Below are 26,075 nucleotides of genomic sequence, written 5' to 3'. Positions count from 1 at the left end.
TCTCGTCATCGCCATGGCGTCGACGTTGAGCACCATGACCGGAGTCTTGTTCGAGTCGGGGCTGCGGGAGCCCGCCGGCAGCGGCGGCGCCCTGGTCACCGTCGCGTCCTCGCTGTCCGGGACCGCCCTGTTCCTCGTCGTGCTCGTCGTCGCGTCCACCACGACGTTGGCTCTTCGTCGTCGGCGACGCGAGTTCGCACTGCTCCGTGCCGTGGGCGCCACCCGGGCCCAGGTCCGCCGCATCATCACCTTCGAGCTGCTCCTCCTGAGCGTGGTCGCCGTACCGTTGGGCGCCGGTCCGGGGCTCCTCGTCGCCCGGTGGCTCGACCCGGTCCTCCGCAGGGCAGGAGTCGTCGATGCGGACTTCACCTCGACCCTGTCCCCTGTTCCTGTGGTGGGCTCGGTCCTGCTCGTGGTCCCGACCGTGCTCCTGGCGGGTCGCCTCGCCTCCCGGGAGACCGTCCGGGCCTCCCCGACCGCAGCGATCACCGACAGCGCAGCCGAGACCAGACCGATCGGCCGCGTACGCCGTTACGCCGCGGTGATCACGGCGCTCGGCGGACTCTCCGCGGCAGGGACTCCGCTGGTGGTCCCCGGCACGGTCGGTGCCGCCTTGGCCGCTTCCTCCGGGCTCCTGCTCATCGCTGCCGCTGCCCTGGCCGGTCCGGTCTTCGTCGGGTGGACCTTCCGACGCGCTGCGAAGGTGGTCCCCGACCGCGCCGGAGCGGCCACCCGGCTCGCGCTGTGGAACCTGGGCGGCTTCTCGCGCCGCCTGACCACCGTGGTCGTCCCCCTCGCGCTGGTGCTGGCGGTCGGCACCACTCAGAGCGCCCTGGAGCGGACGTTGCAGCGCGCCGCCTCCGAGCAGCTGGCCGCCGCGATCGGCACCGAGCACGTGGCCTCCTCCCCCACCGGGCTCGACCCGGCGCAGCTGGCCGCCTTGGCCGGTGAGCCCGGCGTCAGGGAGGTCGTCCCGCTCGCCGACGCCCCCGCCCAGTTCCGTACCCCCGAGGACGCGGGCCTCCCGGACAGCCTCGCGTTCGTCACGACCCTCCTGCGCGCCGTGCCGCCGCAGGTCGCGCCCGACATCTTCGACCCCGCGGTCACCCAGGGGTCCCTGGAGGACCTGCAGGGTGACGACACCGTCGCGATCAGCGCCGACACCGCGTTCGACACCGGTCTCGGACGAGGCGACACGATCGACGTACGCCTCGACGGGTCTGCCACCGTCGGTCTCGAGGTCGTCGCCGTCTACGACCGCGGGCTCGGTGTCGGCGGGCTGCTGATCGGGCCGCAGACCCTGACGGCCCACGAGGTGACCCCGGTCGTGCACCTGGCCCTGCTCGCCGCCGACGAGACCGCCACCTTCGCATCGAGCGGGACGGGTCTCACCACGACGGAGCGCTACGCTGCCGACGCCAGCAGCCCGGACGCCGAGGCCCAGCGCCTGTCCGCGCTCCTCACCCTCTTCCTGCTGCTCTTCGTCGGCGTCGGCTCGCTCAACGCCCTCGCGCTCCTCACCGCCGGACGAGTCCTCGAGCTCCGCCTCCTGCACCGCAGCGGAGCCACCGCGCGCCAGCTCCGGGCCATGACCGGTGTCGAGGCTGCGCTCACTGGTCTGGCGGCTTGGGCCGTCGGCACCGCAGCCGTCCTGCCTGCGCTGACCGGTGCCAGCGCCGGGCTGCTCGGGTCCGGCCTTCCCGTCCTCGACCTCCGCACGTACGCCGTGCTCAGCGGTGTCGTCCTCGGCCTGCCCCTCCTGGTCACCCAGCTCATCGCCGTCCGCACCGTCAGCGCCGCCACCCGCGTCACGCGCTGAACCCCTGGACCGAGGTCGACAGGGCCTGATCCACCCCACTCTGCCGCGGCGCAGCGCTCCGCCTAGGACGGTCGGGGGGCGGTGGCTTCGACGATCCCGGCGTGCGCTGTCCCTTCCCCCGCCGGCGCGACGGTCACCTCGGTCACCATCACCATGGCGCGGAGGGACTGCTCGACGTTGGCAGCTTGGCGCGGTGTGCCCGAGATGGTGGCCTCGAAGGCCCTGGTGTCCTGGGTGAGCCACACGAGCTCAGCGCGGAGCACGTCCACGGCACGGCGATGGAGCACCGAGGCGAGGCTCAGCAGTGTCGAGCGGTCCCGGCTGCCGACCACCACACGCACGGAGTAGACACCGGCTCGCTCCTGGCCCGGCCCGGCCGAGGCCGGTACGGCGGGGTCGAGGCCAGGTCCGACCCGGGCTGCGGGCGGGACGCTCACCGAGACCGGAGACCCGTCGGCGCTGGGGATGACGTGGGGAGGAGTCGCAGCTCGAGCATCGCGTGGCAGCGCGCCTCGGATCGGCCAGAGCGACGTGGCAGTGAGCTTCATGGTCGGTCCTCTGGGAGCGAGCGGGGCGGGCAGGACGGGGCAGGACGGGGCAGGACGGGTGGAGGGTCAGGCGCCGGCGCGGCGGACCGCGCGGCCGACGTGCATGAAGAGGGCGTGGCCGTCGCCGTCGTCGCCGAGGAAGGCGTGCGGCATGAACATCCCGCGGTCGGCCTCGATCGGGATCAGGCTGTCGCCGGCGTGGTGCACGAGCTCCTTGCGCTCGGCCTTCCCCCCGAGGCCCTCGGCGATGTCGCTGGGGGTCAGGTCCATCCAGATCCGACCGTCCTCGTCCTGGGAGACGACGATGTCGAACACCTCGGCCGAGTAGGTGCCGACGTAGCGGGAGGCGTCGATCGTCTCCGGGTGCGCCGGTGGTTCCGGCAGGGCCGGCAGGTCGACGTCGGCCAGGGCGGGGAGCAGGTGGGAGTAGATGTCGCGGTAGAGCGAGAACGCGTCGCCACCGTTGGTGAGCAGGGCGATGGCGACTCCCGTCTCCGGCACGATCCGGAGGAACGCGGCCTGGCCGATGGTGTTGCCGTCGTGACCGACGAGGACACCGTCGGGAGTCTCGTACAGCTCCCACCCCAGGCCCCAGTGGGTGCCCATCACGCCGAGGTCGGGCAGCCGCACCTGCTTCTCCTGCATGGCTGCGACGGTCGACTCCTGCAGCAGGCGCGTGCCGTCGGCGGCGGTGCCGCCGTCGAGGTGCATCCTCGCGAACGCGATGAGGTCGCGCGGCCGCATGGCGAGCATCGAGCCGGCCGGGCTGTTGGACCGCGTGATGGCCCAGACCGGCGCCGCCTCCGCCGGAGCCCCGGGCCCGGGCTGCAGGTGGCCCACGGCAGCGCGGAACAGGATCGCCTCGTAGGGGCTGGTGGCGGCGTGGGTGAGCCCGAGGGGCTTGATCAGGTGCTCGCGCAAGCAGTCGTCGTACGGCTTGCCGCGCAGGACCTCGATCAGGCGTCCGAGGACGCTGTACCCCGCGTTGTTGTAGGAGAAGAGCTCGTCCGGTGGGAACAGCTGCGGGACGTCGTGAAGGACGCCGAGGTACTTCTCGACGCAGTCGTCACCGACGCCGGTGTCGGTGAAGATGTCGCCCTCGAACCCGGCGGTGTGCTTGAGCAGCTGCCGGGTCGTGACGCTCGCCGACACCGACTCGTCAGCGATCCGGAACTCCGGCAGGTAGGTGCGCACCGGCACCTCCAGGTCCAGCAGGCCCTCGTCGACCAGCTGCATCACCAGCGTTGCGGTCCACACCTTGGTGATCGACCCGATCTGGAACACCGAGTCGGGGGTGGCCTCGACCCCGGTGCTCCGGCTCAGCAGACCTGCGGCATGGTCGACGACCTCGCCCTCGGCCAGCACGGCGACCGCGGCCGCCGGCACGTCGTACTTCTCGATCAGCAGGGGGAGCTGCGTGGCGATCCAGGTGTCGACGTCCTCGAGTGCGGTCATGTCGTCACGCTAGGGACGGCGGCAGCGGGGGTGTTCGTCGTGCACCACGAGAGCACCCGGACCCGTTGGTGCTGGACGACAAACCCACGCGGCAGGCCCGGGGTTGGTGTCCCCCGGCCCCGCGGGACGCAGGACCGCGGATGTGCCCGCACCACCACCACAGCCTCTGACCTGCGCCAGCAGGTCAGAGGCTGTTCTGCGTCATGACGAGGGCTCGAGGAGCCACGGGGGGTGCCGCCGGCACGCAGCAGCGCGCGACCGGGGCGGCGAGGTCGGCCGCTCAGCAGTACTCGACGACGACGCGGAACCGGGCCTGGCCCGACGCGGCGCGGTCGTACGCCGCGGCGACGTCCTGGGCGTCGAACGTCTCGACCATCGGCGTCACGGCACCGGAGGCGGCGAGGTCGAGGGCCTCGACGAGGTAGGAGGTGCCGTTGTGCGCCGAGCCCAGGATCGAGTGCCGGTTCATGATCATGGCCAGGGTCATGCCGCCCAGGTCGAGCTCGTCGAACGCGATGCCCATCAACACGGCACGACCGTAGGGAGCCAGGCCCTGGAGCGCGTCGACCGCAGACCGGTTGGAGCTCGTCGTCGAGAGCAGCACGTCGGCGCCGCCCATCGCGGCCAGCTCGGCCCCGTCGGCGACGACGTGGTGGGCGCCCAGCCGGGTGGCGATCTCCTGCTTGTCGCCGGAGGCCGTCACGGCGATCGTCTCGAACCCCGCCGCGCGCGCGTACTGCACGGCCAGGTGGCCCATGCCGCCGATCCCGACGACGGCGATCCGCTCGCCGGGCTCGGGGTCGGCCCGGCGGATCCCGCTCCACGCCGTGTAGCCGATGCACATGATCGGCGCCGCGTCGCGGTAGGTGAGCCCGTCGGGGAGCAGCACGGTGCCCGCGGCCGCCGCGATGACGTACTCCGCCTGCGCGCCGTCGACGTTGAAGCCGGACAGGACGGCGCCGGCGCACTGCGCCGCGGTGACGAAGTCGAGGGATCGGCCGCCTCGGCACCAGGCACACCGCCCGCAGGACTCCTGCAGGGCGATGATCCCGACGCGGTCCCCCAGGACCCGAGAGGTGACGCCGTCGCCGACGGCGACGACCTCCCCGACGCCCTCGTGCCCCGGGACGCCCGGGAGGTCGCGGAAGACGAGCTGCCCGCCGGTGATGTAGGGGTCGGTGCCGCAGATGCCGGAGGCGTGCACCCGGACCAGGACCTGGCCCGGCGCGGGGGTGGGCACCGGGACCTCCTGGAGGCGCCACGGCGCGCCCACGGCGTCGATGGTGGTGGCCAGCATGGTGGTCGTCATCGCGTCACCCGGCCCGGTGCTCGAGGCCGCGGCCGCCGAGGAGGTCTCGGGTCACCCGGGCGACCCGGGTGCCGGCGTACCGGGTGGAGTCGCGCGTGTCGTCACTGAGCGGGATCGTGCCCTGCCCGTCGACGTGGGACGGGCCGTACGGCGTGCCCGTCACGAACTGGATCGGGTCGGTGTAGCCGGGGGTGACGAGGACGCCGCCGAAGTGGTGGACGGTCTGGTACAGCGCGAGCAGGGTCGACTCGCGGCCTCCGCCGGTCGAGGTGGAGGTGAACCCGGAGTAGACCTTGTCGGCGAGCAGGCCCTGTCCCCACGGTCCGCCGAGGGTGTCGATGTACTGCTTGAGCTGCGCGGCGACGTTGCCGAAGCGGGTCGGTGTCCCGAAGACGATGGCGTCGGCCCACAGGGCGTCCTCCGTCGTCGCGCGGGGCTGGTCGGCCATCGCGTCGGTGTGCGCACGCCAGGCGGGGTTGGTGTCGATGGCGGCGTCGGGAGCCAGCTCGGCCACCCGACGCAGGCGGACCTCGGCGCCGACGGCCGTGGCGCCGGCGGCGTACTCGGTGGCGAGCTCGTGGACCGTGCCGGTCGCGCTGTAGTAGATGATCGCGATCTTGGGCCGGGCCGGGGTGTCGTCGGTCATGGTCGTCCTCTCGATTTGAGTGATCAGTAGTGATCACTCAAATGACGGTACGAGGCCGGGACCGCCACGTCAACTTCAGTGATCGGTTATGGTCATCCAAATGGCCAACCGCAAGTACGAGCTGCGCCAGCGCGCCGCCGACATGGACGCGACCCGCGACCGGATCACCCAGGCCGCGATCGACCTGCACGGCACGGTCGGCCCGGCCCGTACGACGATCTCGGCGATCGCCGAGCGCGCCGGGGTCCAACGGATCACCGTGACCCGGCACTTCCCCGACGACGCCGACCTGTTCGCGGCCTGCTCGGGTCGGTACTGGGCAGACCACCCGCTCCCGGACCCGGCCGGCTGGGCCGCGCCGGGCCAGGACGCGGCGCGCAACGGCTTCCGGGAGACCTACGACTTCTACGCCTCGGTCGAGCCGATGCTGACCAACGTGCTGCGCGACGCCACGGCCTCCCCCGTCATCGAGGTGTCGCTGGATCCCTACCGTGCGTTCCTCGACGCCGCCTCCGCGGTGCTCCTCGAGACCGTCCGCAGCCCGGCTCTGCCCGAGGCCCGGCGCAGTGCCCTGCGGTGGGGCCTCTCGTTCGAGACCTGGTTCCGCCTGCACCGTCTCGAGGACCTGCCGAACGACGCTGCCGCCGCGCTCGTGCTCGAGCTGCTGGTCCCTGCCTGACCCGCACCGGCACCCGACCAGCGCTCGGACCGTTCGGCCCGTTCGTCAGCCGGTTGCTGGCGCACCGGTCCTCAGGAAGCCGCGGCGGAGGGTCGCGGCGGCACGGTGCCGGTCCGGTCGGGCCCCTTCAGCATCGTGTAGGACCCCGGCGTGCGGGCCTCGCCACGCATCCACTGGACGGTCTGGCGGCACACCCGCTCCTTGATGAAGGCGCCGGCCCGTCCCCCGACGTAGATGTTGCGCGGAGTGTCGTCGCTGCGCTGCAGCTGGACCGTCCCCCGGGCGCGGCCGACGCTGATGCACTGGGCGTACATGGGCACGCTCACGTCGGTGACGGGCGTGTCCCCCCACCGGGCCAGCACGGTGTCGCCCGCGTGGACGCCCAGCGGCAGCCCTGACTGGCAGCTCATCCTGAACGGCATGCCGGACGGTGCCGCAGCGTCACCGGTGGCGACGATCCGGGCGTCGTCGACGCTCGTGAGGGTCTCGTCCGTCAGCAGCCGTCCCCGCGAGTCGGTGGTCAGTCCGCTCGTCGCAGCGAGCCGGGGCACGCTGAACCCTGCCGCCCACACCGTGAGCTCGCTCGCCAGCACCGTGCCGTCAGCCAGCTCCACATCGTCAGCGGAGACCGCGGCGACGGCGGCGCCGGGCCCTTCCACCATGGTGACCCCCAGCTTGGTCAGCTGCCGGGCGACGGACCGGCGGCCCGGCCTGCTCAAGGTCGGTGCGATCTGGTCGCTGACCAAGGTCACGCTCCGCCCCGCCGCAGCGAGCTCGGAGGCGGTCTCGATGCCCGTCAGACCACCGCCGACCACCACGATCGGTGCCGTCGTCGGCAGGTCCGCGAGTCGGGTCTTGAGCCGCTGGGCCTGCTCGAGCTCGCTGATCGGGTACGCGTGCTCCGCAGCGCCACGCACGGCTGCGGGCACATGGCTGGTGCTGCCGACGGCGTAGACGAGGTAGTCGTACTCGAGGGTCGTACCGGAGACGAGGACGACCCGACGCTCCGACGACAGGATGCGCTCGGCTGTGTCGACCACGAGCTCGGCGTCGGGGTTGAGCAGGGTCGCGTAGTCCTCGATCGCGTCATCGTCGTCGATCACGAGCTGGTGCAGCCGGATCCGCTCGACGAAGCTGGGACGGGGGTTGACCAGGGTGACGCTGACCCTCCCACTCCCCTGCATGCGGTTGGCGGCCATGACGCCGGCGTATCCCCCGCCGATGACGACAGCGCGACACATGGTGGTGTCCATGGAGCTCCTTCGGTAGCGCGACAGTGACTGATGCCTGCTACGACCACCCTCGACCTCCGGATGTGAGGTGGGGTGGAGAAGAAGGTGGAGCGTCAGGGGCAGGTCCGACCCGGACGCCGCTGCTACTCGACCAGCTTGCCGGCCGTGGACACCTCGCGGAAGCGGTCGGAGATGTCGTCCGGCACCGGCGGGATGGCCTCGCGCACCACACCCGTGCTCGGGGACCAGACCAGGTTGACCTGCAGCTCCGGGTCGAGGTCGGGAAAGTCGCTCCTGTGGTGGCATCCGCGCGACTCACGTCGTTCGAGCGCTGAGGCCAGGGTCGCGCGCGCGGCGAGCAGGGACGACCTCAGGTCGAAGGCGTGGGCGAGGTCGTGGAACCCGGCGATGTCCGGGTGGATGCCGAGATCTGCGGCCCGCTCGTCGATGCGGTCGATCTGCGCCAGGCCGCTGGCCAGGCTCACCTCGTCGCGGACGACACCGGCGTGCTCGGTCATCGTGTCGCGAACGGCGCGCTGGAGTGCGCGGACGTTCTCGGGACCTTGCGCGGCCAGGAGCGTGTCCACCTCCACTCGCGCCTCGTCGATCGCCGAGGGCGAACGGCGTGGGGTCCCCAACCCGGCGACGTACTGCGCAGCAGCCTGACCCACGATCCGCCCGTACACGAGGAGCTCGATGAGCGAGTTGCCGCCCAGCCTGTTCGCTCCGTGCAGTCCGCTCGCCGCCTCACCGATGGCGTAGAGGCCGTCGACGTCCGTGCCGTGGTCACCGGGGCGGACCCACACCCCACCCATCGAGTAGTGCGCAGTGGGCGCGACCTGCATGGCCTCGCGCGTGACGTCGAGCATCTGCAGCTCGAGCATCGTCTGGTAGACCCGCGGGAGCCTGCCCATGACGACGTCGCGCGGTAGGTGCGAGATGTCGAGCCACACCCCGCCCTCGGGTGTGCCCCGCCCTTCCTTGATCTCGGTGTAGGCGGCAAGGGCGACCCGATCGCGCGTGGAGAGCTCCATCCGCTCCGGGTCGTAGCGCTCCATGAAGCGCTCGCCCAGCGCGTTGCGCAGCACCCCGCCCTCGCCGCGCGCGGCCTCGGAGACCAGGGTGCCCGCGACGCTCTCCGGCTCGATGATCCCGGAGGGGTGGAACTGGACGAGCTCCGCATCACGGAGACGCGCGCCGGCATCGACCGCCAGGCGGAAGGAATCGCCGGTGTTCTCGTCGCGTCGGGACGAGCTCCGACGCCAGATCCGGTTGTGGCCGCCGGCCGCGAGGATGACGGCATCCGCGACGATGACGTGACGGGTGCCGGTCGAGACGTCGAACGCGTAGGCGCCGAACGCCACGTTGTCCTCGACGAGGATCCGGGTCACGTACAGGCCATCGAGGATCGAGACGCCCAGCTGCTCGGCGCGCGCGACCAGGGTGCGTTGGATCTCCAGACCGGTGTAGTCGCCCGCGAAGGCGGTGCGGCGCCAGCTGTGTGCGCCGAAGAACCGCTGCGAGATGCGGCCGTCGTCCTCCCGCGCAAAGGTCATGCCGTACCGCTCCAGGTCCCGGATCCCCTGCTCGGCGCCGCGCGCGACGATCTCGACGGTGTGCGGATGTGCGAGGTGGTAGCTCTCCTGGATGGTGTCGGCCGCATGCTGCTGCCACGAGTCCTCCGGGTCCATCGTGCCCAGGGCCGCGTTGATGCCGCCGGCGGCGAGCGCCGTGTGGGCGTCCAGACGGTGTCGCTTCCCGACCGCGACGACGTCGAACCCTTCCTCGGCGAGCTCGATCGCGGCTCTGAGACCGGACCCGCCGGTGCCGATCACCAGCACGGTGGTCGCTAGACGACGTTCGGTGTTGCTCAAGGCAGGTCTCCTTCTCGACGGTCGTGCTCTCCCGCCCATGACCGTTCGCCGACCCGAGATGTGATGTGGATGCTCACGCCAGGATCGTCCACGGCTGCTCGAGCAGGCCCGTGAGCGTCTGCAAGAACTGTGCGGCCAAGGCTCCGTCGATGATCCGGTGGTCCGAGGCGAGCGAGAGCCGCATCCGGTGCCGGATGGCCACGTCGTCACCGACCGCGACCGGCTCCCGCACCGTCGCCCCGACCGCCAGGATCGCGCCTTGCGGCGGATTGATGATCGCGGTGAACTGTTCGACGCCGAACATGCCCAGGTTGCTGATCGTGAAGGTTCCGCCCGACATCTGCTCAGGTGTCAGCCTCCGCGCGTCGGCCGCCGCCACCAGGCGCCTGGTCTGCCGCCCGATCTCCGTCACGGTCATGCGATCTGCGTCGTCGATGACGGGGACCACCAGTCCCGTCCGCGACGCCACGGCGACGCCGACGTGGACCCGCCTGTGGACGAACATCGTGGCCGCGTCGTCCGACCGGAAGCTCGCGTTGACGTGAGGGTGCGCGCGCAGCGACAGGGCGCACGCGCGGACCAGGATGTCGTTGACGCTCACCCTCTCGCGGTCGGCGGCTCCCAAGCGCTCGTTGACCTCCTTCCGCATCTGCACGAGCTCCTCGACGTCGGCGACAACCGTGACGACGAAGTGCGGCACGTCCCTCGAGCTCTCGCTGAGGCGCTGCGCGATGACCCTTCGCACGGAGTCGAACGGGACCTCCTCAGGTTCGCGCCGGTCGTGACCCGGCGAGGCACCTGGCGGTGGTGGTCCGTCGGGGACGTCGATCGTGACGGGGGCGCTCGGAGCCGCTCCTCGAGCATCGGGTTCGGGGCTCGCCTCCACGCCCGGCTGCCCATCGGTGTCGAGCAGGCGCATCACGTCGGCGCGGATGATGCGACCTCCCGGACCGGAACCAGCGATGTCGTCCAGCACGAGACCCTGCTCCCTCGCGAGGCGGCGGACCAGCGGGGTGGCCAGGAGCCGGTCCGGTCGCTGACTCGGTGCGGCGTCGGACACCGGTTCGTCAGGAGCAGGCCGGTCAACGGCGGGCCGGCCCGTGGTGGGCCGGCCCGTGGTGGGTTGGGCGTGGCCTTCCTGCTCGTCGGCGTCGGTGGCGACCTCGTCAGCGACCGCTTCCTCCCGTGCTGGCGCCGTCTCGCCCGGTGCCAGGAGCTCGGCGATCACCGTGCCGATGGCAGCCCGTTCGCCTTCCGCGACCAGGACCCTGGACAGGACTCCCGACTCGTAGGCCTCGAACTCCATCACGGCCTTGTCGGTCTCGATCTCGACGAGCGCCTCGCCGGCCTCGACGGTGTCCCCCGGCTGCTTGAGCCAGCTGAGGACCAGACCCTCCTCCATCGTGTCGGACAGCCGCGGCATCGTGATGTCACTCATGCGGCCCCCCTCCATTGGTACGGCGGCCCACCGCTGCGAGCGTGGCCCGGATGGCGTCCACGACGTCCTGACGCGAGGGCAGGGCTGCACTCTCCAGGGGTTTCGAGTAGGGCAGCGGTACCTCAGCCATGGCGACGCGACGAACGGGCGCGTCCAGGTGGTCGAAGGCGCCGTCCGAGATCGTGGCGGCGACCTCGGCGCCGATGCCGTAGGTCAGCCAGTCGTCCTCCAGCATCACTGCTGCATGGGTCTTCCGCACCGACTCCACGACGGTCTCCCGGTCCAACGGGCGGAGGCTCCGCAGGTCGACGACCTCGATGTCCAGCCCGTCGCTCTCCGCCAGCTCCTCGGCGACCTCGAGGGCGACCATGGCCATGCGGGAGTAGCCGATCAAGGTCAGGTCGCGTCCGGGGCGAGTGACCCTCGCCTTGCCGATCGTGGCGGCAGGGAGGTCGTCGGGCACGTCCCCCTTGGTGTTGTACAGCGCCAGGTTCTCCAGGAACAGGACCGGGTCGTCGTCCCGGATCGCAGCGAGCAACAGCGCTCGCGCATCGGCGGGGGTCGAGGGTGCGACCACCTTGAGCCCCGGGACGAAGGCGTAGTAGAGCTCGACGTTCTGCGAGTGCGACGCCCCCAGCTGCTGCCCTCCCCCACCGGGTGTGCGGATCACCATCGGCACGCTCATCTGGCCGCCGAACATGCCGTGGATCTTGGCCGCGTGGTTGACGATCTGGTCGAGGGCGAGGAGCGAGAAGTTGATCGTCATGATCTCCACGACCGGACGGAGCCCCAGCATGGCCGCCCCGATGGCGGCGCCGGTGAAGCCCTCCTCCGCGATGGGGGTGTCCCGCACCCGCCGAGGGCCGAACTCCTCCAGCAGCCCCGCCGTGATCTTGTACGAACCTTCGAACACGCCGATCTCCTCGCCCATCAACATGACGTTCTCGTCGCGTGACAGCTCGGCGCGCAAGGTCTGCCGAAGTGCTTCGCGGTAGGTCACGACGGCCATGCCGCGCCTCCCGGCATGGGCGCCGCGGGGTACAGGGCGTCACCGGGCAGGAGCCGCGAGTCGTTGGGAACGGGGCTGGCGTAGGTGTGGTCGAACAGGGTGCCGGCGTCGGGGAGCTCGCTGGCCGCGGCGAACGCGGCGACTGCGTCCACCTCGCGCCGCACCTCGGCGTCGAGCTGCGCGAGGGACCCAGGGTCATGGACCCCTGTCGCCGTGAGGTGTTCCGCGAAGGCGCGGACGGGGTCGACGCCCTTGAGACGCTCGACCTCCTCGCTGCTGCGGTACTTCGCCGGGTCGACGACGGAGTGCCCCTTCAGCCGCTCGGTGACTACTTCCAGCAGGTACGGCCGCCCACCCCGTGCGACGTCGACCGCCCTGGCAGCCGCGGCGGCGACCGTGTGGGGGTTCATGCCGTCCACGCGCGCCGACTCGATGCGATACCCGTCGCCGTGGCGGTAGAGGTCGGGCAGAGCCGACGAACGGGCCACCGGGGTCCCCATCCCCAGCCCGTTGTTGATGATGACGAACACGATGGGCAGGTCCCACAGGCTCGCCAGGTTGAGGGATTCGTGGAAAGCGCCGGCTGCGACCGTGCCGTCGCCCATCGTGCACATCACGATCTCCTCAGCGCCCTGGTACTGCAACGCCAAGGCGGCTCCCGTCGCGATCGGAAGCTGTCCCCCGACGATCCCGTACCCCCCGAGCAGCCGGTGGGAGACGTCGAACATGTGCATCGAGCCGCCCCAGCCCCTGGAGACCCCGTCCACGCGCCCGAAGAGCTCTGCCATCACGGCGTTCGGGTCGATGCCTCGAGCCAGGGCGTACCCGTGCTCGCGGTAGTTCGTGAACAGGTAGTCCTCGGGCCGGAGCTCGTCCATGAGGCCTGCGATGGCGGCCTCCTCACCGAGGTTCAGGTGGCAGTACCCGCCGATGAGCGCCTGCGTGTAGGCGCGCTGGGCACGTTCCTCGAAGCGCCGGATGAAGAGCATCTGTCGGTAGAAGCGCTGCGACCGCTGACGCTCCTCCTCGGTCGGCGGGGTTGCTGCTGGTGCCCTCGTCCCCGTTGTCCCAGTCCGGCGCCTCGTGGGCGTCGAGGACCGCGTCGTTCCTGACATCACAGATCTCCCGGTGGTCGACCGGCGCCTCGATGACGCCGGACAGTCTCATGAGGCATGCCGGTCATGGGGAGGGCGACATGTCGGCGTGCGACGTCCCTCGACCCGCTGTCGCCGCGCGCTCCTGCTGCTCCCCGCGTCACGCGACGCGGCGCGAGCCCTGGGGCGGCTTGACCCAGCGATACGCGCCGGCGCGCGTCCGCTCCCAGGCGAGCACCGATCTCGCGTACCTGTTGTTCAGCTCGTTGAACACCGCGGCAGGCCTGCCCTGGAGAACGGTGCCGGTCGGGCTGTCGTCAAACCGGGTCCGTTGCACCAGTCCGTCCCCGGGCCCCAGGCTCATCGCGAGGACGAGGTAGGCGAGGCCGAAGGGGTCGGGCGAGCGTCCCTCGAGTCCCGCGATGATCGTGGCGGCAGCATGACCGCCCTGTGGGATCGCGGTCGCGCACGCCATCCGCAGGGTCTCGCCGGGTGGTCCGTCGACGAAGCACCCGTCGCCCGCACCGAGGACGTCCGGGTATCTCGTGGTCTGGAGGTACTCGTCGACGACGAGCCGGCCGGAACGGTCCACGTCGAGGCCGCTGTCCCGGGCGAGCGTGGGCACCGCGAACGACGCGGCCCACACCACGCAGTCCGCGGCGATGGCCTCGCCGTCGCCGGTGCGGATCCCGGCCGGGGTCACCTCGACGACCGGGGTGCGCTCGAGGACGTTCACGTGGGACATCGCCCGAGCCTGCGTGAGGTAGGTGCGCGCCTTCGCCGAGAGGGTCGGCCCGAGCTGGGACGAGGTGACGACGCTGAGCCGGAGGGTCGGTCGTAGCGCGGCGAGCTCCGTGACGAGCTCGATGGCGGTTGCTCCTCCACCGACGACGAGGACGGACGCGTCGTCGGGAACCTCGGCGAGCCGGCTGCGGAGCGCGTGCGTTGCCTCGAGGCTGGAGATGTTGTGGGCGTGCTCGGCTGCGCCGGGCACCGAGGTGACGGGAACACCGCTGCCGACCGCGTAGACGAGCGTGTCGTAGCGCTCGGCCCAGGGCACGTTCGACGCGACGTCGACACCGTCGATCCGGTGCTCGTCGGGTCGGATCAACGTCACGCGGCCGAGCCGGAGCTCCACCGCGGGCTTGAGCAGGGAGCGGAGCGAGTGACGTGTGGCCGGCTCGGCGTCGGTCCTGGCTGCGACCTCGTGGAGACGGATCCGGTCGACGAACGACTCGATCGGGTTGACCAGCGTGATCCGCGCTCGCGACTTCAGCTTCCCCGCGAGCCGGTTGGCGCACAGGATCCCGGCGTAGCCGCCGCCGATGATGATGATGCGATGAGGGTTCGAGTCGTTCATGCTCCCTCGACGAGACACAGCCCGGTTTTGTGAGGTCTGCGTCGGACCGAGCTCCTCGGGAGCCGCAGCCGCGCGCGGTGCGCGGCGGCGGGGCTGGACGACTCAGCGAGCGTCGAGCGAGCAGGCGGGCGTCCCGCCGGGCAGTCGCGTGCGGTTGGCGGCGACCCAGTGGTAGGCGCGTCGGGCGATCGGGTCGAAGGGCCAGGTCGTCATCAGCCGACCGACCAGGCGCCACGGCAGCGGGCCGGTGCGGAGGATCGCCGCGTAGGCCCGGTGGCCGTAGTCGACGCGGCCGTCGGGGTGGACGTAGGGCATCTCCACCTGCGCTCGTTCCTCGTCGATGCCCAGCGCCGCCAGGTCGACCGACTGCACGGTGGAGCTGTCGACGTCGACACCCAGGCGCGGCACGAGCAAGGCGGCGCGCATGCAGAAGCCGCAGTCCCCGTCGTTGAGCATGAGTCCTCGGTCCATGCCACCAACGCTACGCGGGCGTCCTCAGCACGGTCCTGGGTCCGCGGAGGCGCCCGCTGTGGGACTGATCTCACCGCGGCGGCGATCCGGCTGGCAGCCTCACGATCGACGTCCGGTGGCGGTCGTGGGTGCTGAGGGGGTTCACCCTCACCGCATCCAGGAGGCACACATGCCGAGTTCGGGCAGAGCGCGGTACGACGCGTTCGACAGCCGCTGCGTGGTCCGGGGAACCCGGCGATGACCGGGACCGACGCCGCTCGGTCCGTGGGGGTACGCCCCTCGTCCAGGCTGCCGCAGCGCAAGCACCGCCAGCGGTTCGTGAGCAGGGCGCGCAGCCTCGACCGGACGCGAGCCATTCCTGGGCGGGATCGCCGAGGGTGGACGGAGGGAGACCTCGGCGGCGAACGGCTCCTGCTCGCACTCGACCAGATCCAGCAGGGTCCTCCGCGCACGGTCGCCGGCTGGAAGGCCCTGGCCGAGGGGATCCTGGTGGACGAGTGCTGCGCCGCCCACCGCAACCGGGAGATCTCGGCGTGCTACGCCTGGGCCTACATGGCTCTGCCCACGTGCTTCAAGTGGGCCGGGATGGCGGCGATCGCGTCGCACCACGTCCGCGTCGCCCTCCTTCCCCTCCACCTCGAGACCGCTCTCAGGGGCTCCTCGGACCACCCGCACAGACCGGGGATGTGGCGGGTGCTCACGGAGGACGTGAACACGATCCGGGCGACGAACAACGACATCTTCGACGACCTGTTCTGGGTCCACCTCGCCTACGTCACCTCCGAGGACGGGATCGGACTGCTCCGCGCCCTCCTGCGGGACGAGCGTCGCTACGCACCCGTGCTGGCCGGGTTCGAAGCACTCGACCAGGGCCGCCGGGTGCTGGAGGACCCGACGGCGTCACCGGCCGCTCGCGGAAGAGCACGGGACCTCGTCTGGGAGGGCAATCTCCTCCTCCTCGAGCACGAGCAGCGCGTCGTGGTGCAACCACGCTTCGATCGCCTCTCCGACAGGTACGCCCGGGTCGTCTCGCTCGGATCGGCCACCACGTTCGAGACACGTGGACCGTGGCATGCGGTCGAGTACTTCACCTCGTTCTACCTCTACACCCTCGTCCGTGCGAACCCGCGTGGCCTCAGCGGACGGGTGGATCCGCGCATCACCGACTACGACGACCGGTGGCGCTGGCTCGTGTCGAGCGTCGTGCCCCGGTTCAAACGGTTCGATGCAGATCCGCGCGAGATCCGAGCCATCCTGCGACGCATCCTCGACCAGGACCGTCGCCGCGTCTCCTCGCGTGGAGCACCCCGACCAGGAGGGACCGAGCGTCCTGGTGGCGCGTGGCGTCCCGGCGCCCCGGAGCGCCGCGCCTGCAGCGCGTGAGACCCGATCTGCCTGCGGGTGTCCGACCTGCCGTTGCGCACACCGGGCCCCTACCGCACCCGGACGTCCGTCCCGGCCGTCTCACGCCTGCCTCCGCCGGCGACGAGCCGGACGGGGTGACGAGGCGGACATCTCACCGCCCACGCATCACATCCAGCCGCGCAGAGGTGTCGAAGCAGTGAGACCCCGCACGGGATCTCGACCAGTCAGACCAGGAGGAGCGATCGTGTTCCGTACTCCACACATCCTCATCGTCGGTGGCGGCTATGCCGGCTTCTACGCCGCGTGGCACCTCGAGAAGCGCCTCAAGCGGTCCGAGGCATCCGTGACCATCCTCGATCCCCGTCCGTACATGACCTACCAGCCGTTCCTGCCCGAGGTCGTGGCGGGCTCGATCGAGGCGCGCCACGTGGCCGTGTCGCTGCGCAGGCACCTACGGCGGACCACCGTGCTGAGTGGACGCGCGACGTCCATCGACCACGGGAGCAAGTCCGTGCACGCGCGGATGAACGACGGGCGGGAGGTGGAGCTCGCGTACGACGTCATCGTGGTCACGGCTGGAGCCGTCACCCGGACGCTGCCGGTGCCAGGCATCGCCGAGACGGCTCTCGGCCTCAAGCACGTCGAGGAGGCCGTCGCGATCCGGGACGGGTTCCTCACCGCGCTCGACCGCGCAGCGGCCATGCCGAAGGGACCGGCACGCACCAGAGCACTGACCGTCACGTTCGTCGGTGGTGGTTACGCCGGTGCCGAAGGGTTCGGGGAGCTGCTGGGCCTGTCGCGCGCCGCCCTGAAGAGGTACCCGGAGATCTCCCCGGACGAGCTCAACTTCCACCTGGTGGAGGCGAGCGAGCGCATCCTGCCCGAGGTCTCCGCCAAGACCGGCGCGTGGGTGGTGCGGTCGTTCGAGCGCAGGGGCGCTCGTGTCCACCTGAGGACCACTGTCACCTCGGCTGTGGGAGGCGACGTCGTCCTGTCCTCGGGCGAGCGCTTCGAGTCCGGCCTGATCGTGTGGACAGCCGGGACCGCCGCCAACCCGACCATCTCCAAGCACACCGACCTGCCCGTCGACCAGCGCGGCCTGGTGGTCGTGCGCCCCGACCTCCGCGTCGGCACGGACGAGCACCCGGTGGTGGACGCGTGGGCTGCGGGCGACGACGCCGCCGTACCGGACCTGACACGCACCGCGTCCCCGCCCTACGTCTACACGGTGCCCAACGCACAGCACGCTGTCCGTCAGGGCAAACGGCTCGCTCGCAACATCACCAGGACACTGCGGGGCTCGGCGACCCGGCCGTACCGACACCGCACGCTCGGCACCGTCGCGACGCTGGGACTGGGGACCGGAGTGTTCGAGGCCGGACCCCTGGCCATCAAGGGGTTCCTCGCGTGGCTGATCCACCGGGGTTACCAAGGCCTGGCCATCCCGACCTGGGAACGCAAGGTTCGAGTCTTCTCCGCTTGGTTCACCGCGTTGTTCCTGGGACGCGACATCGTGTCGCTGACCTCGGTCCAGCAGCCTCGGCACGAGTTCGTCAGCGGTGGTCGTCTCGAGCACCACCCGCGGCCGGAGCGCGGTGACAGGCATGTTGCCTGAGCGGTGGGCGACGCAGCTTCGCGGACGCGTCGTTCCCAACCGCTGGGCTCACAGGTTCGGCGTCATCTCCATGGCGGCGATGGTGGTCCTCCTGGTGACGGGGATGTACCTGGCGTACTTCTACGACGCCTCGGGCCCCCACGTCACCTACGACGGCAGCTACGAGCCGTTGACGGGCGCCGAGATGTCGCCGGCCTATGCCTCGACGCTCCACCTCAGCCTCGAGGTGCGCGGCGGCCTGCTGGTGCGGCAGACGCACCACTGGGCCGCACTCGTGCTCCCGGCTTCCTTGATGCTGCAGCTGTTCAGCACGTTCTTCTCCGGCGCCTTCCGCAAGCCGCGTCGGGGGATGTGGCTGCTGCTGTTCGCGACCTTCGTGCTCGCGCTGGCGGCAGGTGTGACCGGCTACGCGATGCCGGACGACTCGTTGTCGGGCACGGGGCTGAGGATCATGCACGGGATGATGCTGGGCATCCCCGTCGTCGGCCCTCACCTCGCGTCCCTCCTCTTCGGCGAGTTCCCCGGGCACATCGTCGAGACGCTCTACCCGCTGCACGTGGTCGTGCTCCCCGGACTCCTGGTCGCCGTCGTCGCGCTGCGACTGCGCCTGGCCTTCAAGCGCGGCCCCATGCAGGTGGCGGCCGAGCGGCGCCATCACGGCGAGGTCAGCCACGCGGCCAACCTCCGAGCGGCGACCGCGCGCTCCGGTGGCCTGTTCGTCATCTCGGCCGGGTGGCTGGTGCTCATGGGCGGAACGATGACGATCGCTCCCATCTGGCTCTACGGACCCGCGGACAGCGGCAGCGCATCGAACGGCAGCCAGCCCGACTGGTACCTCGGGTTCCTCGATGGCGCTCTGCGGCTCGTGCCACCCGGTTGGGAGGTCGTGCTCTGGGGCAGGACGTGGCCGCTGGCGCTGCTCGTCCCCATGGCGGTCGTGGGCCTCTTCCTGATGCTCGTCGCTGTCTACCCGTTCATCGAGAGCCGGCTCTCCGGGGACGACGAGGAGCACCACGTCCTGGACCGCGCGCGGGACAACCCGGCGCGGACCGGCGCAGGAGCCGCCGGCGCAGTGTTCTACGGCGTCCTGTTCGTCTCCGGGGGCGTCGACATCATCGCGACCCAGTTCCACCTCTCGTTCGAGTCCCTCATCAACTTCTTGCGGGTGGCGATCGTCGCGGGCCCGGTGCTGGCCTTCGTCGTGGCGCGCGCCGTGTGCCTCGGCCTTCGAGACCGCGAACGGGTGGCGGAGGCTGTCGGCTTCGAGACCGGAGTGATCGTGCGGGCACCCGACGGTGGCTACACCGAGCTCCACGCGCCGGTTCGGGCGCCGTCCACCCGGCCGCCCGACCCGGCACTCGACCCGGCACTCGACCCGGCACTCGACCCGGTGCCGGCACGTGCGGACAGCGTGGCGTAGGCACCGACGTGGGCAGCAGGCGAAGACCTCCGGGGCTGAGTGCCCGGAGGTCTTCGCTCTGCTGGGGGGACGAGACCCACGATGCGTCGTCGGCGTCGAGGTGCCCGTCGTCGTGGGGCCGCGGGCTCAGTTCCAGAGCGTGAGCTTGTGCGGGTTCCTGACCGTGCGGATCTCGGTGATGAGGCCGTCCACGACCTCGAGGGTGGCCACAGCGACGACCCGGCCCTCGTCCCACATCACGAAGCCGAGGCCGTCCGGCGTCTCCTGCTGCTCGACCGTCCCGTACCGGTTGTTCGCCAGCAGGCTCAGGATGAAGCTCGCGACGCGACGTGCTCCGACCACGGGCTTGCGCGCGGCCGTGACGACACCGCCCCCGTCGGACCTGGCGGTGACGTCCGCGTCCAGTACAGCGATCAGTCCGGCGAGGTCCCCGCTCCGGATGGCGGCCGCGAACGCCGTCACGACCCTGTCGTGCTCTGCACGGGTCACCTGACGTCCGCGTCCCTTCTGGACCCGACGTCGGGCGGAGGTGGCGAGCTGACGGCAGGCCGCTGGGGTCCGTCCGACGATGTCGGCGATCTCGTTGAAAGGCATCGCGAAGATGTCGTGCAGCACGAACGAGACCCGTTCTGCAGGGGTCATGGACTCGAGGACGAGGAGCAGGGCCGTGCTCACCGTGTCGTCCAGCGTGACCTGCTCGAGCGGGTTGGTGGCCGCGACCGACAAGCCGTTCGCCGCGTGGGCCGGTAGGGGCTCTGGCAGCCACGGTCCGACGTAGGTCTCTCGCCTCCACCGCGCAGAGCTGAGGACGTTGAGGCAGACACGGCTGGCCACGCGGGTCAGCCACGCGCCAGGAACCTCGATCGCGTCCCGCTCCTCCTGGCTCAGCCGGTACCAGCGGACGTAGGTCTCCTGGACCGCGTCCTCGGCCTCGGCCATGGTCCCGAGCATCCGGAACGCCAAGGAGATGAGGTGCCGTCTCTCGGCGAGGACGTCGGCCCCCGGCTCAGCCTCGTCCGTCCTCCGCGCGTCAGGGCCCACTGCGTCTCCTGAGTCGTCCACCCGTCCACCTCCTCTGAGCTCTCGACCGGGTGCGGGACTGGAATGTGAGGCGGTCCCTCACATTCCCAGGTCGTGGCAGGTCGTAGGGGTGACCCACCCGGCACGCTGCGGTCGCCGTCCTCATCGATGGCGCCGAGAACGGAGACCCATGCGCATCTTCCTCGCCGGCGGCACCGGGGTCATCGGCAGGAGACTCGTGCCCGCACTCGTCGCCGCGGGGCACGAGGTCGTCGCCACGACGCGTCGGCTCGAGAACGTCGCGCAGATCGAGGGGTCGGGTGGCAGGGGCGTCGTGGTCGACGTCTACGACGCCGAGCTCCTCACCGAGCTGATCTCGACGGAGGCACCGGACCTGGTCATGCACCAGCTGTCCGACCTCCGCTTCTTCGACACCCACGCCACTGCGCGGATCAGGAGAGAGGGCACGAGGAATCTCGTGGCGGCCGCCGAGCGGGTCGGCGTCGGGCGGATCGTGGTCCAGAGCATCGCGTGGGCCTACGAGGACGGTCACGGTCTGGCCCAGGAGGACGAACCGATCGAGGAAGGGTCTGCTGTGGCGGTGATGGAGGAGCTGGCGGGACGCCTGGCCACTCCGACCATCCTGCGCTACGGCTGGTGGTACGGCCCGGGCACCTGGTACGCCGAGGGGGGCCGGGTCGCCGAGGCCGTGGCTGAGGGGCTCCTTCCCGCGACCCGCACGGTCAACTCCTTCCTGCACGTCGACGACGCCGTCTCGGCGACCGTCCAGGCGATCGACTGGCCCGAGGGCGTCTACAACATCGTCGACGACGAACCTGCGCCGGCGACCGAGTGGTTGCCCGTCTACGCGCGTGCCATCGGTGCACCTGCACCGAGCTCGACGGTCTGGTCCCCCCGGCCCTCGGGCGGCCGGGGCGCGTCGAACGCCAAGGCGAGGGCCGCGGGCTGGGAGCCCCGCTACCGCACGTGGCGGTCAGGGTTCTGCGCGGCCGGGCTGGGCGCCGAGTAGGACGCCCCCTGCGGCCGCGGTGGGAAGGCGGCCCGCTGCCCGGTACGCCGCGACGTCTCGCCGAGCCGTCGCGCGGGCCCGGCAGTCCGTCGGATCAGCGCTCCCAGGGGATGACCGTCCAGATCGGCCCCAGGTCCAGGTGCCAGTCGAGCAGGTCCTCGCGGGTGAGAGGCGGCAGGGCCGGGGCAACGTCGTCGGCCGGCAACGACGGCTCGCTGAGACGCAGCGGCTCGATCCCCACGAACAGCAGCTTGGCGACGAGGTCTCCGACGATCCGCCAGGTGGCGGGCAGCTCGCACGCCGGGCACGAGCACAAGAGCTCGGCCTCGGCGCGCGGTGTCACGTCCATCCGCAGGACGGCCGACGCCATGTCCACGGCGATCTCCGCATCGCACCGTGGACAGGTCATCAGTACCTCGATCACGACAACCTCCTCCACTGGTCCGGATGTACTTCTCCGACCGGGCAGCACCCGGTCTTGTGAGGCCACCGGTGCGCCCCGCGATGTGTGGTGCCGTACACCGGAGGCGGCCCTCCCGCCGATTCGTGCGCGACGGACGGTCGTAGCCGAGGCCTGAGCGCGGCAGCCGCGACGAGGGAGTGGGGTCGCGAGACCTAGGCTTCGCCCATGACCACCGGCGAGAAGCGGCCGTGGTGGTGGGCAGAGCAACGTTCCTCGAGCATGCAGACGTCCGTCGTGGTCGTCGGGTTGCTTCTCGCCCTGGTAGGCGTGGTCCAGGCGTTGCTCCACCTGGACGTGCGGGAGCCGCTCTTCTGGATCGGCATCGGTCAGCTGCTCTGCGGATCGGTTCTTGCTGGCACGCACGCGGCCACGCGGACTGCGCTCCGCCGCCGTGCGGAGAGGCAGTAGCTCGACAACGTCTCGCCCTGGGTGGCGCCTCACACCGCGCCGGGCAGGCCCGCGCGTGCTGCGTCGCCCTTGGTCGGTGCCCTCCTGCGCGTACCGGCGATCACCGGGAGAGCACCGTGCGCAGGGCGGTGAGCTCGGCCTCCACCCCGTGCATCTCCTCCTGCACGACGGTCGGGTCGGTGTCGCCGGGAAACAGGATCGTGAAGGTCACGAGGCTGCCGTCGCCGGCCGGGTGGACGCGCAGGAACGCCCCGAGGTCGGGGCGCTCCACCGAGAGGTAGTCGACGACTCCGAGGGCGTCGGAACGTCGGACGCGGATCCGTCGTCCGTGGTCCGGCCTCGTCGAGACCCGCCACACCCCGTCGCCGAGGTCCTCGACCCGGAGGGCAAACGCGGGAGCCCACTCCGGCAGGCGCCGCGGGTCGGCCAGGAGGTCGACGACCGCGCCCGGTGGCGCGGCGATCGCGGACGACCTGGTCGCCGAGGTGAGCGGGACGGGCGAGGCGGTGGACGGGTCCGGGGTGGCCACGGTCAGGGCCTCCCCGGCCGCAGGTCGCGGAGCCGGGCCAGCTTGCCCTCGCTCCTGGGTAGGCTCCCCGGCTGCTCCCGGCGCACGCCGACGGTGACCCCCACCTGGTCCTTGATCCGCTGACCCAGCCGGTCGGCGGCCCGCCGCGCGGCATCGTCGGCCACGCCGGGGCGCGGCTCCACGCAGACGATGAGCTCGTCGAGCCGGCCGGGACGGGTCAGCTCCAGGACGAAGTGCGGGGCCAGCTCCTCGATCGCCAGCACGACCTCCTCGACCTGGGTCGGGAAGAGGTTGACGCCGCGCAGGATGATCATGTCGTCGTTGCGCCCGGTGACCTTCTCCATCCGCCGCATGCCCGGGCGCGCCGTCCCCGGCAGGAGCCGGGTGAGGTCGCGGGTGCGGTAGCGGATCACCGGGAACGCCTCCTTGGTCAGGCTGGTGAGGACGAGCTCCCCCACCTCGCCGTCGGGCAGCACCTCGCCGGTGGCGGCGTCGACGACCTCCGGCAGGAAGTGGTCCTCCCACAGGTGCGGTCCGTCCTTGGTCTCCAGGCACTCCATCCCGACGCCGGGACCCATCACCTCGCTGAGCCCGTAGATGTCGAGGGCGTCCAGGTCGAGGCGCTCCTCGAGCTCGCGGCGCATCTCGTTGGTCCACGGCTCCGCCCCCAGCACCGCCAGGCGCAGGCTGGTCGACCGCGGGTCCACCCCCTGCTCCTCCAGCGCGTCGGCGATCGTGAGCAGGTAGGTGGGCGTGCAGAGGATGACGTCCGGGCGGAAGTCGCCGATGAGCTGCGCCTGGCGCGCCGTCTGCCCGCCGGAGATCGGCACCACGGTCGCACCCAGGGCCTCGATGCCCGCGTGGGCGCCGAGGCCGCCGGTGAACAGGCCGTAGCCGTAGGCGTTGTGGACCAGCATCCCCGGCCGCACGCCGGCGGCGCGGAGCGACCGCGCCATCAACCCGGCCCAGACCTGCAGGTCGGCGGCGGTGTAGCCCACCACGGTGGGCCGTCCCGTCGTCCCGGACGAGGCGTGGATGCGCGCCACCCGCTCCCGCGGCACCGCGAACATCCCGAACGGGTAGGTCGAGCGGAGGTCGTCCTTGGTGGTGAACGGCAGCAGCCGCACGTCGGCCAGGGTCCGGACGTCGGCCGGGACCAGCCCGAGCGCGTCGAGCTTGCGACGGTAGAGGTCGACGTTGTCGTAGGCGTGCGCGACCGTCGCCCGGAGGCGCTCGAGCTGCAGCTCCTCGACCTCCTCGCGCGTCATCCGCTCCGCGGCGTCGAGGTCCGCGGCCGGCACCGCCCGGTCCATCGGGGTCAGGGTCACCGGTTCTCCGCCAGCCAGGCGTCCGCCGTGGCCAGCACCTCCTCCCGGTCCCAGTCGTTGATCTCCTCGATCAGCTCGTCGGTCAGGAACGTCTCCAGGTCGGCGCCGCCGCTCATCGCCCCCACCTGGACGAGCAGGTCCTGGGCGTTGGCCCAGCGCTCCTGCTTGATCTCGCCGAACGTCGTGCCGTCGAACGGCGCGAGCGTGGAGGCCAGGCCCTCGAGGAGGAACGTCGCCAGCTCCGGCTCCCGCCACTGCTCGGCCGCGACCTCCTGGGTCGCCAGCTCGGCGACCTCGGGGCGCTCGATCGCGACGTAGGTGCCCTTGGCCAGCGCTCGGAGGAACTTCACGAGGTCCTGGCCCTCGAGCGCCTCCGCGGTGCTGACGTAGCCGCCGACCGGGATGCCCTCGAGCCCCTCGGGGATGATGTTCTCGACCTCGAGCCCCGCCTCGTCGAAGGCGGCGAAGTCCTGGAGGGTGCCGGTGTACGCCGCGATCCGCCCGGACTCCAGCGACTGGGCGACCGACGGCCCGCCGGGTCCGACCACCGTGGTCGTGACGTCGTCGAGGCTCATCCCGACCTGCTCGAGCGCCGAGGCGAGCAGGGCCAGGTCCTGGTCGGGCGAGGCCAGCCCGATGTTCTCGCCCTCGAGCGCGGTGAGGTCCTCGGTCCCGCTCTCCTCGGGGACGACGATGCCGTAGATGAAGTCGGTCCCGCCCGTCCGCTCGTCGTAGGGCAGGCGCAGGTCGTCGGACCGCGCCGCCGCGGCGAGGGCGTCGCTGGAGGCGATCAGGGCGGCGTCCACCTTGCCGTTCTCGACCAGCGCCGCCGCGGGGACGGCGTCGGAGATCGCCACCAGCTCGACCTCGAGGTCCTCCTCGGCGTAGAAGCCGAGCTCGCGGGCGATGACCTCGTTGTAGGTGAACAGCGAGTGGGGAGCGGGGCTCGCCACGACGATGGTGCCCGAGTCGCCGCCCCCGCTCGCGCCCGACCCGCCACCGCCTCCGCAGGCGGCCAGCACGACCGCGCTCATGGTCAGTCCCGTCGCGAGGATGCCTCGGGTCGATCTCGATGTGCTCATGCGCCTACCTCCAGGTGGGGGTGCTTCTCGTCGGTGTCGCGGCTCGTCGCGCCCGCGCGGGCGTCGACGGTGGCGCCGAGGTGGCCGAGACGTCGCTGGTAGCGACGGCGGCGCACCTTGCTGCGGAAGTTCAGACCGCTGTCGCGTCGCCAGAACACGACGAGGTGGTCGACCACGGCCACCGCGCCGTACAGGGCGAGCCCGATCGCGGTGAGGACGAAGATGACCGCGAAGGCGTCGTCGAGGTTCAGCTGGTAGCTGAAGCGCTGGACCAGCAGTCCGAGGCCCTTCTGGGCGGAGACGAACTCCGCGACGATCGCACCGGCCAGCGCCAGGGTGAGCCCGATGCGGAGCCCGGCGAAGATCAGGGGCGCGGCGGTCGGCAGCAGCACGAAGGTGAAGGTCTTGGCGCGGCCGGCCCCGAGCGAGCGGAACAGCTCCTCGGTCTGCGGGTCCGGCATCAGCAGGCCCGTCAGCGTGTTGACGAAGATCGGGAAGAAGGCGATCAGTCCCGCGACCACGATCTTGGACGAGTACCCGAACCCGAAGGTGGAGATGATGATCGGCGCGAGCGCGAGCATCGGCATCACCTGGAGCACCACCGTGTAGGGCTGGATCATGCTGCGCAGGAGCGGCGACCAGCCGGCGGCGAGCGCGAGGCTGACGGCGATCACCGAGGCGAGCCCGAAGCCGGCGAGGGTCTCGAAGAGCGTCGCCCACAGGTGCTCCCAGATCAGGCCGGTCGAGAACAGCTCGTAGGTGGACCTGACGGCGTCGCCCGGGCGGGGCAGCACGAGCGCGCTGACCCACTCGTTGCGGGTGGCCACCTCCCAGGCCGTGACCACGACGACCAGGAACACGGCCGGGGGCACGATCCGCGA

The 26,075-nt window shown here is 71.3% G+C and carries 24 protein-coding genes; 7 read left to right on the top strand and 17 right to left on the bottom strand.

Translation table 11 applies throughout. The features are described 5' to 3' along the window. Positions 1-34: 34 nt before the first annotated feature. Entirely contained in the window at positions 35-1,819 is a 1,785-nt protein-coding gene (locus AC4MBH_RS03835; RefSeq protein WP_491793011.1) for an FtsX-like permease family protein, read from the top strand. 62 nt (positions 1,820-1,881) lie between these two features. Here AC4MBH_RS03835 and AC4MBH_RS03830 read toward each other — a convergent pair whose 3' ends face one another. The 4 genes from AC4MBH_RS03830 to wrbA form a co-directional block, all read right to left on the bottom strand. Then, on the bottom strand, positions 1,882-2,160 hold the full coding sequence (locus AC4MBH_RS03830) for a hypothetical protein (protein WP_491793010.1): 279 nt from the start codon (positions 2,158-2,160) through the stop codon (positions 1,882-1,884). 273 nt (positions 2,161-2,433) lie between these two features. Continuing rightward, positions 2,434-3,822: a serine hydrolase gene (locus AC4MBH_RS03825; RefSeq protein ID WP_491793009.1), complete on the bottom strand. Its 1,389-nt coding sequence runs from the start codon at positions 3,820-3,822 to the stop codon at positions 2,434-2,436. Between the two features lie 280 nt (positions 3,823-4,102). Next, complete coding sequence (locus AC4MBH_RS03820) at positions 4,103-5,131, bottom strand: alcohol dehydrogenase catalytic domain-containing protein (RefSeq protein WP_491793008.1); 1,029 nt, start codon at positions 5,129-5,131, stop codon at positions 4,103-4,105. Positions 5,132-5,135: 4 nt separating this feature from the next. Further along, positions 5,136-5,777, bottom strand: coding sequence for an NAD(P)H:quinone oxidoreductase (gene wrbA, locus AC4MBH_RS03815; protein WP_491793007.1), 642 nt, complete (start codon positions 5,775-5,777; stop codon positions 5,136-5,138). 100 nt (positions 5,778-5,877) lie between these two features. On the opposite strand from wrbA, the gene AC4MBH_RS03810 reads away from it, so the two are divergent. Continuing rightward, positions 5,878-6,456, top strand: a complete 579-nt coding sequence (locus AC4MBH_RS03810) for a TetR/AcrR family transcriptional regulator (RefSeq protein ID WP_491793006.1) — start codon at positions 5,878-5,880, stop codon at positions 6,454-6,456. Positions 6,457-6,527: 71 nt separating this feature from the next. On the opposite strand, the gene AC4MBH_RS03805 is transcribed toward AC4MBH_RS03810, so the two are convergent. The 7 genes from AC4MBH_RS03805 to AC4MBH_RS03775 all read right to left on the bottom strand — a co-directional run bounded on the left by AC4MBH_RS03805 (position 6,528) and on the right by AC4MBH_RS03775 (position 14,934). Further along, positions 6,528-7,709, bottom strand: coding sequence for an NAD(P)/FAD-dependent oxidoreductase (locus tag AC4MBH_RS03805; protein WP_491793005.1), 1,182 nt, complete (start codon positions 7,707-7,709; stop codon positions 6,528-6,530). A gap of 122 nt (positions 7,710-7,831) precedes the next feature. Further along, positions 7,832-9,562 carry an L-aspartate oxidase gene (locus tag AC4MBH_RS03800; RefSeq protein WP_491793004.1) on the bottom strand — a complete coding sequence of 577 codons (1,731 nt, stop codon included), beginning with the start codon at positions 9,560-9,562 and terminating at the stop codon, positions 7,832-7,834. 73 nt (positions 9,563-9,635) lie between these two features. Beyond that, positions 9,636-11,000 carry a dihydrolipoamide acetyltransferase family protein gene (locus AC4MBH_RS03795; protein WP_491793003.1) on the bottom strand — a complete coding sequence of 455 codons (1,365 nt, stop codon included), beginning with the start codon at positions 10,998-11,000 and terminating at the stop codon, positions 9,636-9,638. Next, on the bottom strand, positions 10,993-12,009 hold the full coding sequence (locus tag AC4MBH_RS03790) for an alpha-ketoacid dehydrogenase subunit beta (protein WP_491793002.1): 1,017 nt from the start codon (positions 12,007-12,009) through the stop codon (positions 10,993-10,995). Before AC4MBH_RS03790 ends, AC4MBH_RS03795 begins: the two co-directional genes overlap by 8 nt. Continuing rightward, positions 11,997-13,124, bottom strand: a complete 1,128-nt coding sequence (gene pdhA, locus AC4MBH_RS03785) for a pyruvate dehydrogenase (acetyl-transferring) E1 component subunit alpha (RefSeq protein WP_491793001.1) — start codon at positions 13,122-13,124, stop codon at positions 11,997-11,999. Before pdhA ends, AC4MBH_RS03790 begins: the two co-directional genes overlap by 13 nt. 139 nt (positions 13,125-13,263) lie before the next feature. Continuing rightward, entirely contained in the window at positions 13,264-14,463 is a 1,200-nt protein-coding gene (locus tag AC4MBH_RS03780; RefSeq protein ID WP_491793000.1) for an NAD(P)/FAD-dependent oxidoreductase, read from the bottom strand. Between the two features lie 102 nt (positions 14,464-14,565). Beyond that, complete coding sequence (locus AC4MBH_RS03775) at positions 14,566-14,934, bottom strand: thiol-disulfide oxidoreductase DCC family protein (RefSeq protein ID WP_491792999.1); 369 nt, start codon at positions 14,932-14,934, stop codon at positions 14,566-14,568. A 237-nt stretch (positions 14,935-15,171) separates the two neighbouring features. Between AC4MBH_RS03775 and AC4MBH_RS03770 the strand changes: the two genes are divergently transcribed. The 3 genes from AC4MBH_RS03770 (at position 15,172) to AC4MBH_RS03760 (ending at position 19,334) form a co-directional block, all read left to right on the top strand. Further along, on the top strand, positions 15,172-16,317 hold the full coding sequence (locus AC4MBH_RS03770; protein ID WP_491792998.1) for a DUF2515 family protein: 1,146 nt from the start codon (positions 15,172-15,174) through the stop codon (positions 16,315-16,317). Between the two features lie 226 nt (positions 16,318-16,543). Beyond that, positions 16,544-17,914, top strand: a complete 1,371-nt coding sequence (locus AC4MBH_RS03765; protein WP_491792997.1) for an NAD(P)/FAD-dependent oxidoreductase — start codon at positions 16,544-16,546, stop codon at positions 17,912-17,914. Beyond that, positions 17,904-19,334: a cytochrome b gene (locus tag AC4MBH_RS03760; RefSeq protein WP_491792996.1), complete on the top strand. Its 1,431-nt coding sequence runs from the start codon at positions 17,904-17,906 to the stop codon at positions 19,332-19,334. Before AC4MBH_RS03765 ends, AC4MBH_RS03760 begins: the two co-directional genes overlap by 11 nt. Positions 19,335-19,460: 126 nt before the next feature. On the opposite strand, the gene sigJ is transcribed toward AC4MBH_RS03760, so the two are convergent. Next, positions 19,461-20,375 (bottom strand): RNA polymerase sigma factor SigJ, encoded by a 915-nt coding sequence (gene sigJ / locus AC4MBH_RS03755; protein ID WP_491793059.1) that lies wholly within the window; start codon positions 20,373-20,375, stop codon positions 19,461-19,463. Between the two features lie 169 nt (positions 20,376-20,544). On the opposite strand from sigJ, the gene AC4MBH_RS03750 reads away from it, so the two are divergent. Further along, a complete protein-coding gene (locus AC4MBH_RS03750) occupies positions 20,545-21,384 on the top strand; it encodes an NAD-dependent epimerase/dehydratase family protein (protein WP_491792995.1) in 840 nt (279 codons plus the stop codon). A 94-nt stretch (positions 21,385-21,478) separates the two neighbouring features. Here AC4MBH_RS03750 and AC4MBH_RS03745 read toward each other — a convergent pair whose 3' ends face one another. Then, positions 21,479-21,808: a hypothetical protein gene (locus AC4MBH_RS03745; protein ID WP_491792994.1), complete on the bottom strand. Its 330-nt coding sequence runs from the start codon at positions 21,806-21,808 to the stop codon at positions 21,479-21,481. Positions 21,809-22,012: 204 nt separating this feature from the next. Between AC4MBH_RS03745 and AC4MBH_RS03740 the strand changes: the two genes are divergently transcribed. Next, positions 22,013-22,255, top strand: a complete 243-nt coding sequence (locus AC4MBH_RS03740; RefSeq protein ID WP_491792993.1) for a hypothetical protein — start codon at positions 22,013-22,015, stop codon at positions 22,253-22,255. Between the two features lie 100 nt (positions 22,256-22,355). On the opposite strand, the gene AC4MBH_RS03735 is transcribed toward AC4MBH_RS03740, so the two are convergent. From AC4MBH_RS03735 to AC4MBH_RS03720, 4 genes are read right to left on the bottom strand one after another with little or no spacing between them, the layout of a single operon-like run. Beyond that, complete coding sequence (locus AC4MBH_RS03735) at positions 22,356-22,784, bottom strand: SRPBCC family protein (protein WP_491792992.1); 429 nt, start codon at positions 22,782-22,784, stop codon at positions 22,356-22,358. A 2-nt stretch (positions 22,785-22,786) separates the two neighbouring features. Next, positions 22,787-24,112 carry a phenylacetate--CoA ligase PaaK gene (gene paaK / locus AC4MBH_RS03730; RefSeq protein WP_491792991.1) on the bottom strand — a complete coding sequence of 442 codons (1,326 nt, stop codon included), beginning with the start codon at positions 24,110-24,112 and terminating at the stop codon, positions 22,787-22,789. Further along, positions 24,109-25,194 carry an ABC transporter substrate-binding protein gene (locus tag AC4MBH_RS03725; protein ID WP_491792990.1) on the bottom strand — a complete coding sequence of 362 codons (1,086 nt, stop codon included), beginning with the start codon at positions 25,192-25,194 and terminating at the stop codon, positions 24,109-24,111. Before AC4MBH_RS03725 ends, paaK begins: the two co-directional genes overlap by 4 nt. After that, positions 25,191-26,066, bottom strand: coding sequence for an ABC transporter permease (locus AC4MBH_RS03720; protein WP_491792989.1), 876 nt, complete (start codon positions 26,064-26,066; stop codon positions 25,191-25,193). Before AC4MBH_RS03720 ends, AC4MBH_RS03725 begins: the two co-directional genes overlap by 4 nt. Positions 26,067-26,075 lie beyond the last annotated feature (9 nt).

It is taken from the genome of Nocardioides sp. WJ219 (assembly GCF_058559815.1).
This window is presented reverse-complemented; position numbering and strand designations above follow the sequence as displayed.

Bases quoted from the DNA above. Each gene is read 5' to 3' on its own strand.
- AC4MBH_RS03835 (WP_491793011.1), top strand. From the start codon at position 35: ATGACCGGAGTCTTGTTCGAGTCGGGGCTGCGGGAGCCCGCCGGCAGC.
- AC4MBH_RS03825 (WP_491793009.1), bottom strand. From the start codon at position 3,822: ATGACCGCACTCGAGGACGTCGACACCTGGATCGCCACGCAGCTCCCC.
- AC4MBH_RS03820 (WP_491793008.1), bottom strand. From the start codon at position 5,131: ATGACGACCACCATGCTGGCCACCACCATCGACGCCGTGGGCGCGCCG.
- wrbA (WP_491793007.1), bottom strand. From the start codon at position 5,777: ATGACCGACGACACCCCGGCCCGGCCCAAGATCGCGATCATCTACTAC.
- AC4MBH_RS03810 (WP_491793006.1), top strand. From the start codon at position 5,878: ATGGCCAACCGCAAGTACGAGCTGCGCCAGCGCGCCGCCGACATGGAC.
- AC4MBH_RS03805 (WP_491793005.1), bottom strand. From the start codon at position 7,709: ATGGACACCACCATGTGTCGCGCTGTCGTCATCGGCGGGGGATACGCC.
- AC4MBH_RS03795 (WP_491793003.1), bottom strand. From the start codon at position 11,000: ATGAGTGACATCACGATGCCGCGGCTGTCCGACACGATGGAGGAGGGT.
- AC4MBH_RS03790 (WP_491793002.1), bottom strand. From the start codon at position 12,009: ATGGCCGTCGTGACCTACCGCGAAGCACTTCGGCAGACCTTGCGCGCC.
- pdhA (WP_491793001.1), bottom strand. From the start codon at position 13,124: ATGTCAGGAACGACGCGGTCCTCGACGCCCACGAGGCGCCGGACTGGG.
- AC4MBH_RS03780 (WP_491793000.1), bottom strand. From the start codon at position 14,463: ATGAACGACTCGAACCCTCATCGCATCATCATCATCGGCGGCGGCTAC.
- AC4MBH_RS03775 (WP_491792999.1), bottom strand. From the start codon at position 14,934: ATGGACCGAGGACTCATGCTCAACGACGGGGACTGCGGCTTCTGCATG.
- AC4MBH_RS03770 (WP_491792998.1), top strand. From the start codon at position 15,172: ATGACCGGGACCGACGCCGCTCGGTCCGTGGGGGTACGCCCCTCGTCC.
- AC4MBH_RS03760 (WP_491792996.1), top strand. From the start codon at position 17,904: ATGTTGCCTGAGCGGTGGGCGACGCAGCTTCGCGGACGCGTCGTTCCC.
- AC4MBH_RS03750 (WP_491792995.1), top strand. From the start codon at position 20,545: ATGCGCATCTTCCTCGCCGGCGGCACCGGGGTCATCGGCAGGAGACTC.
- AC4MBH_RS03740 (WP_491792993.1), top strand. From the start codon at position 22,013: ATGACCACCGGCGAGAAGCGGCCGTGGTGGTGGGCAGAGCAACGTTCC.
- AC4MBH_RS03725 (WP_491792990.1), bottom strand. From the start codon at position 25,194: ATGAGCACATCGAGATCGACCCGAGGCATCCTCGCGACGGGACTGACC.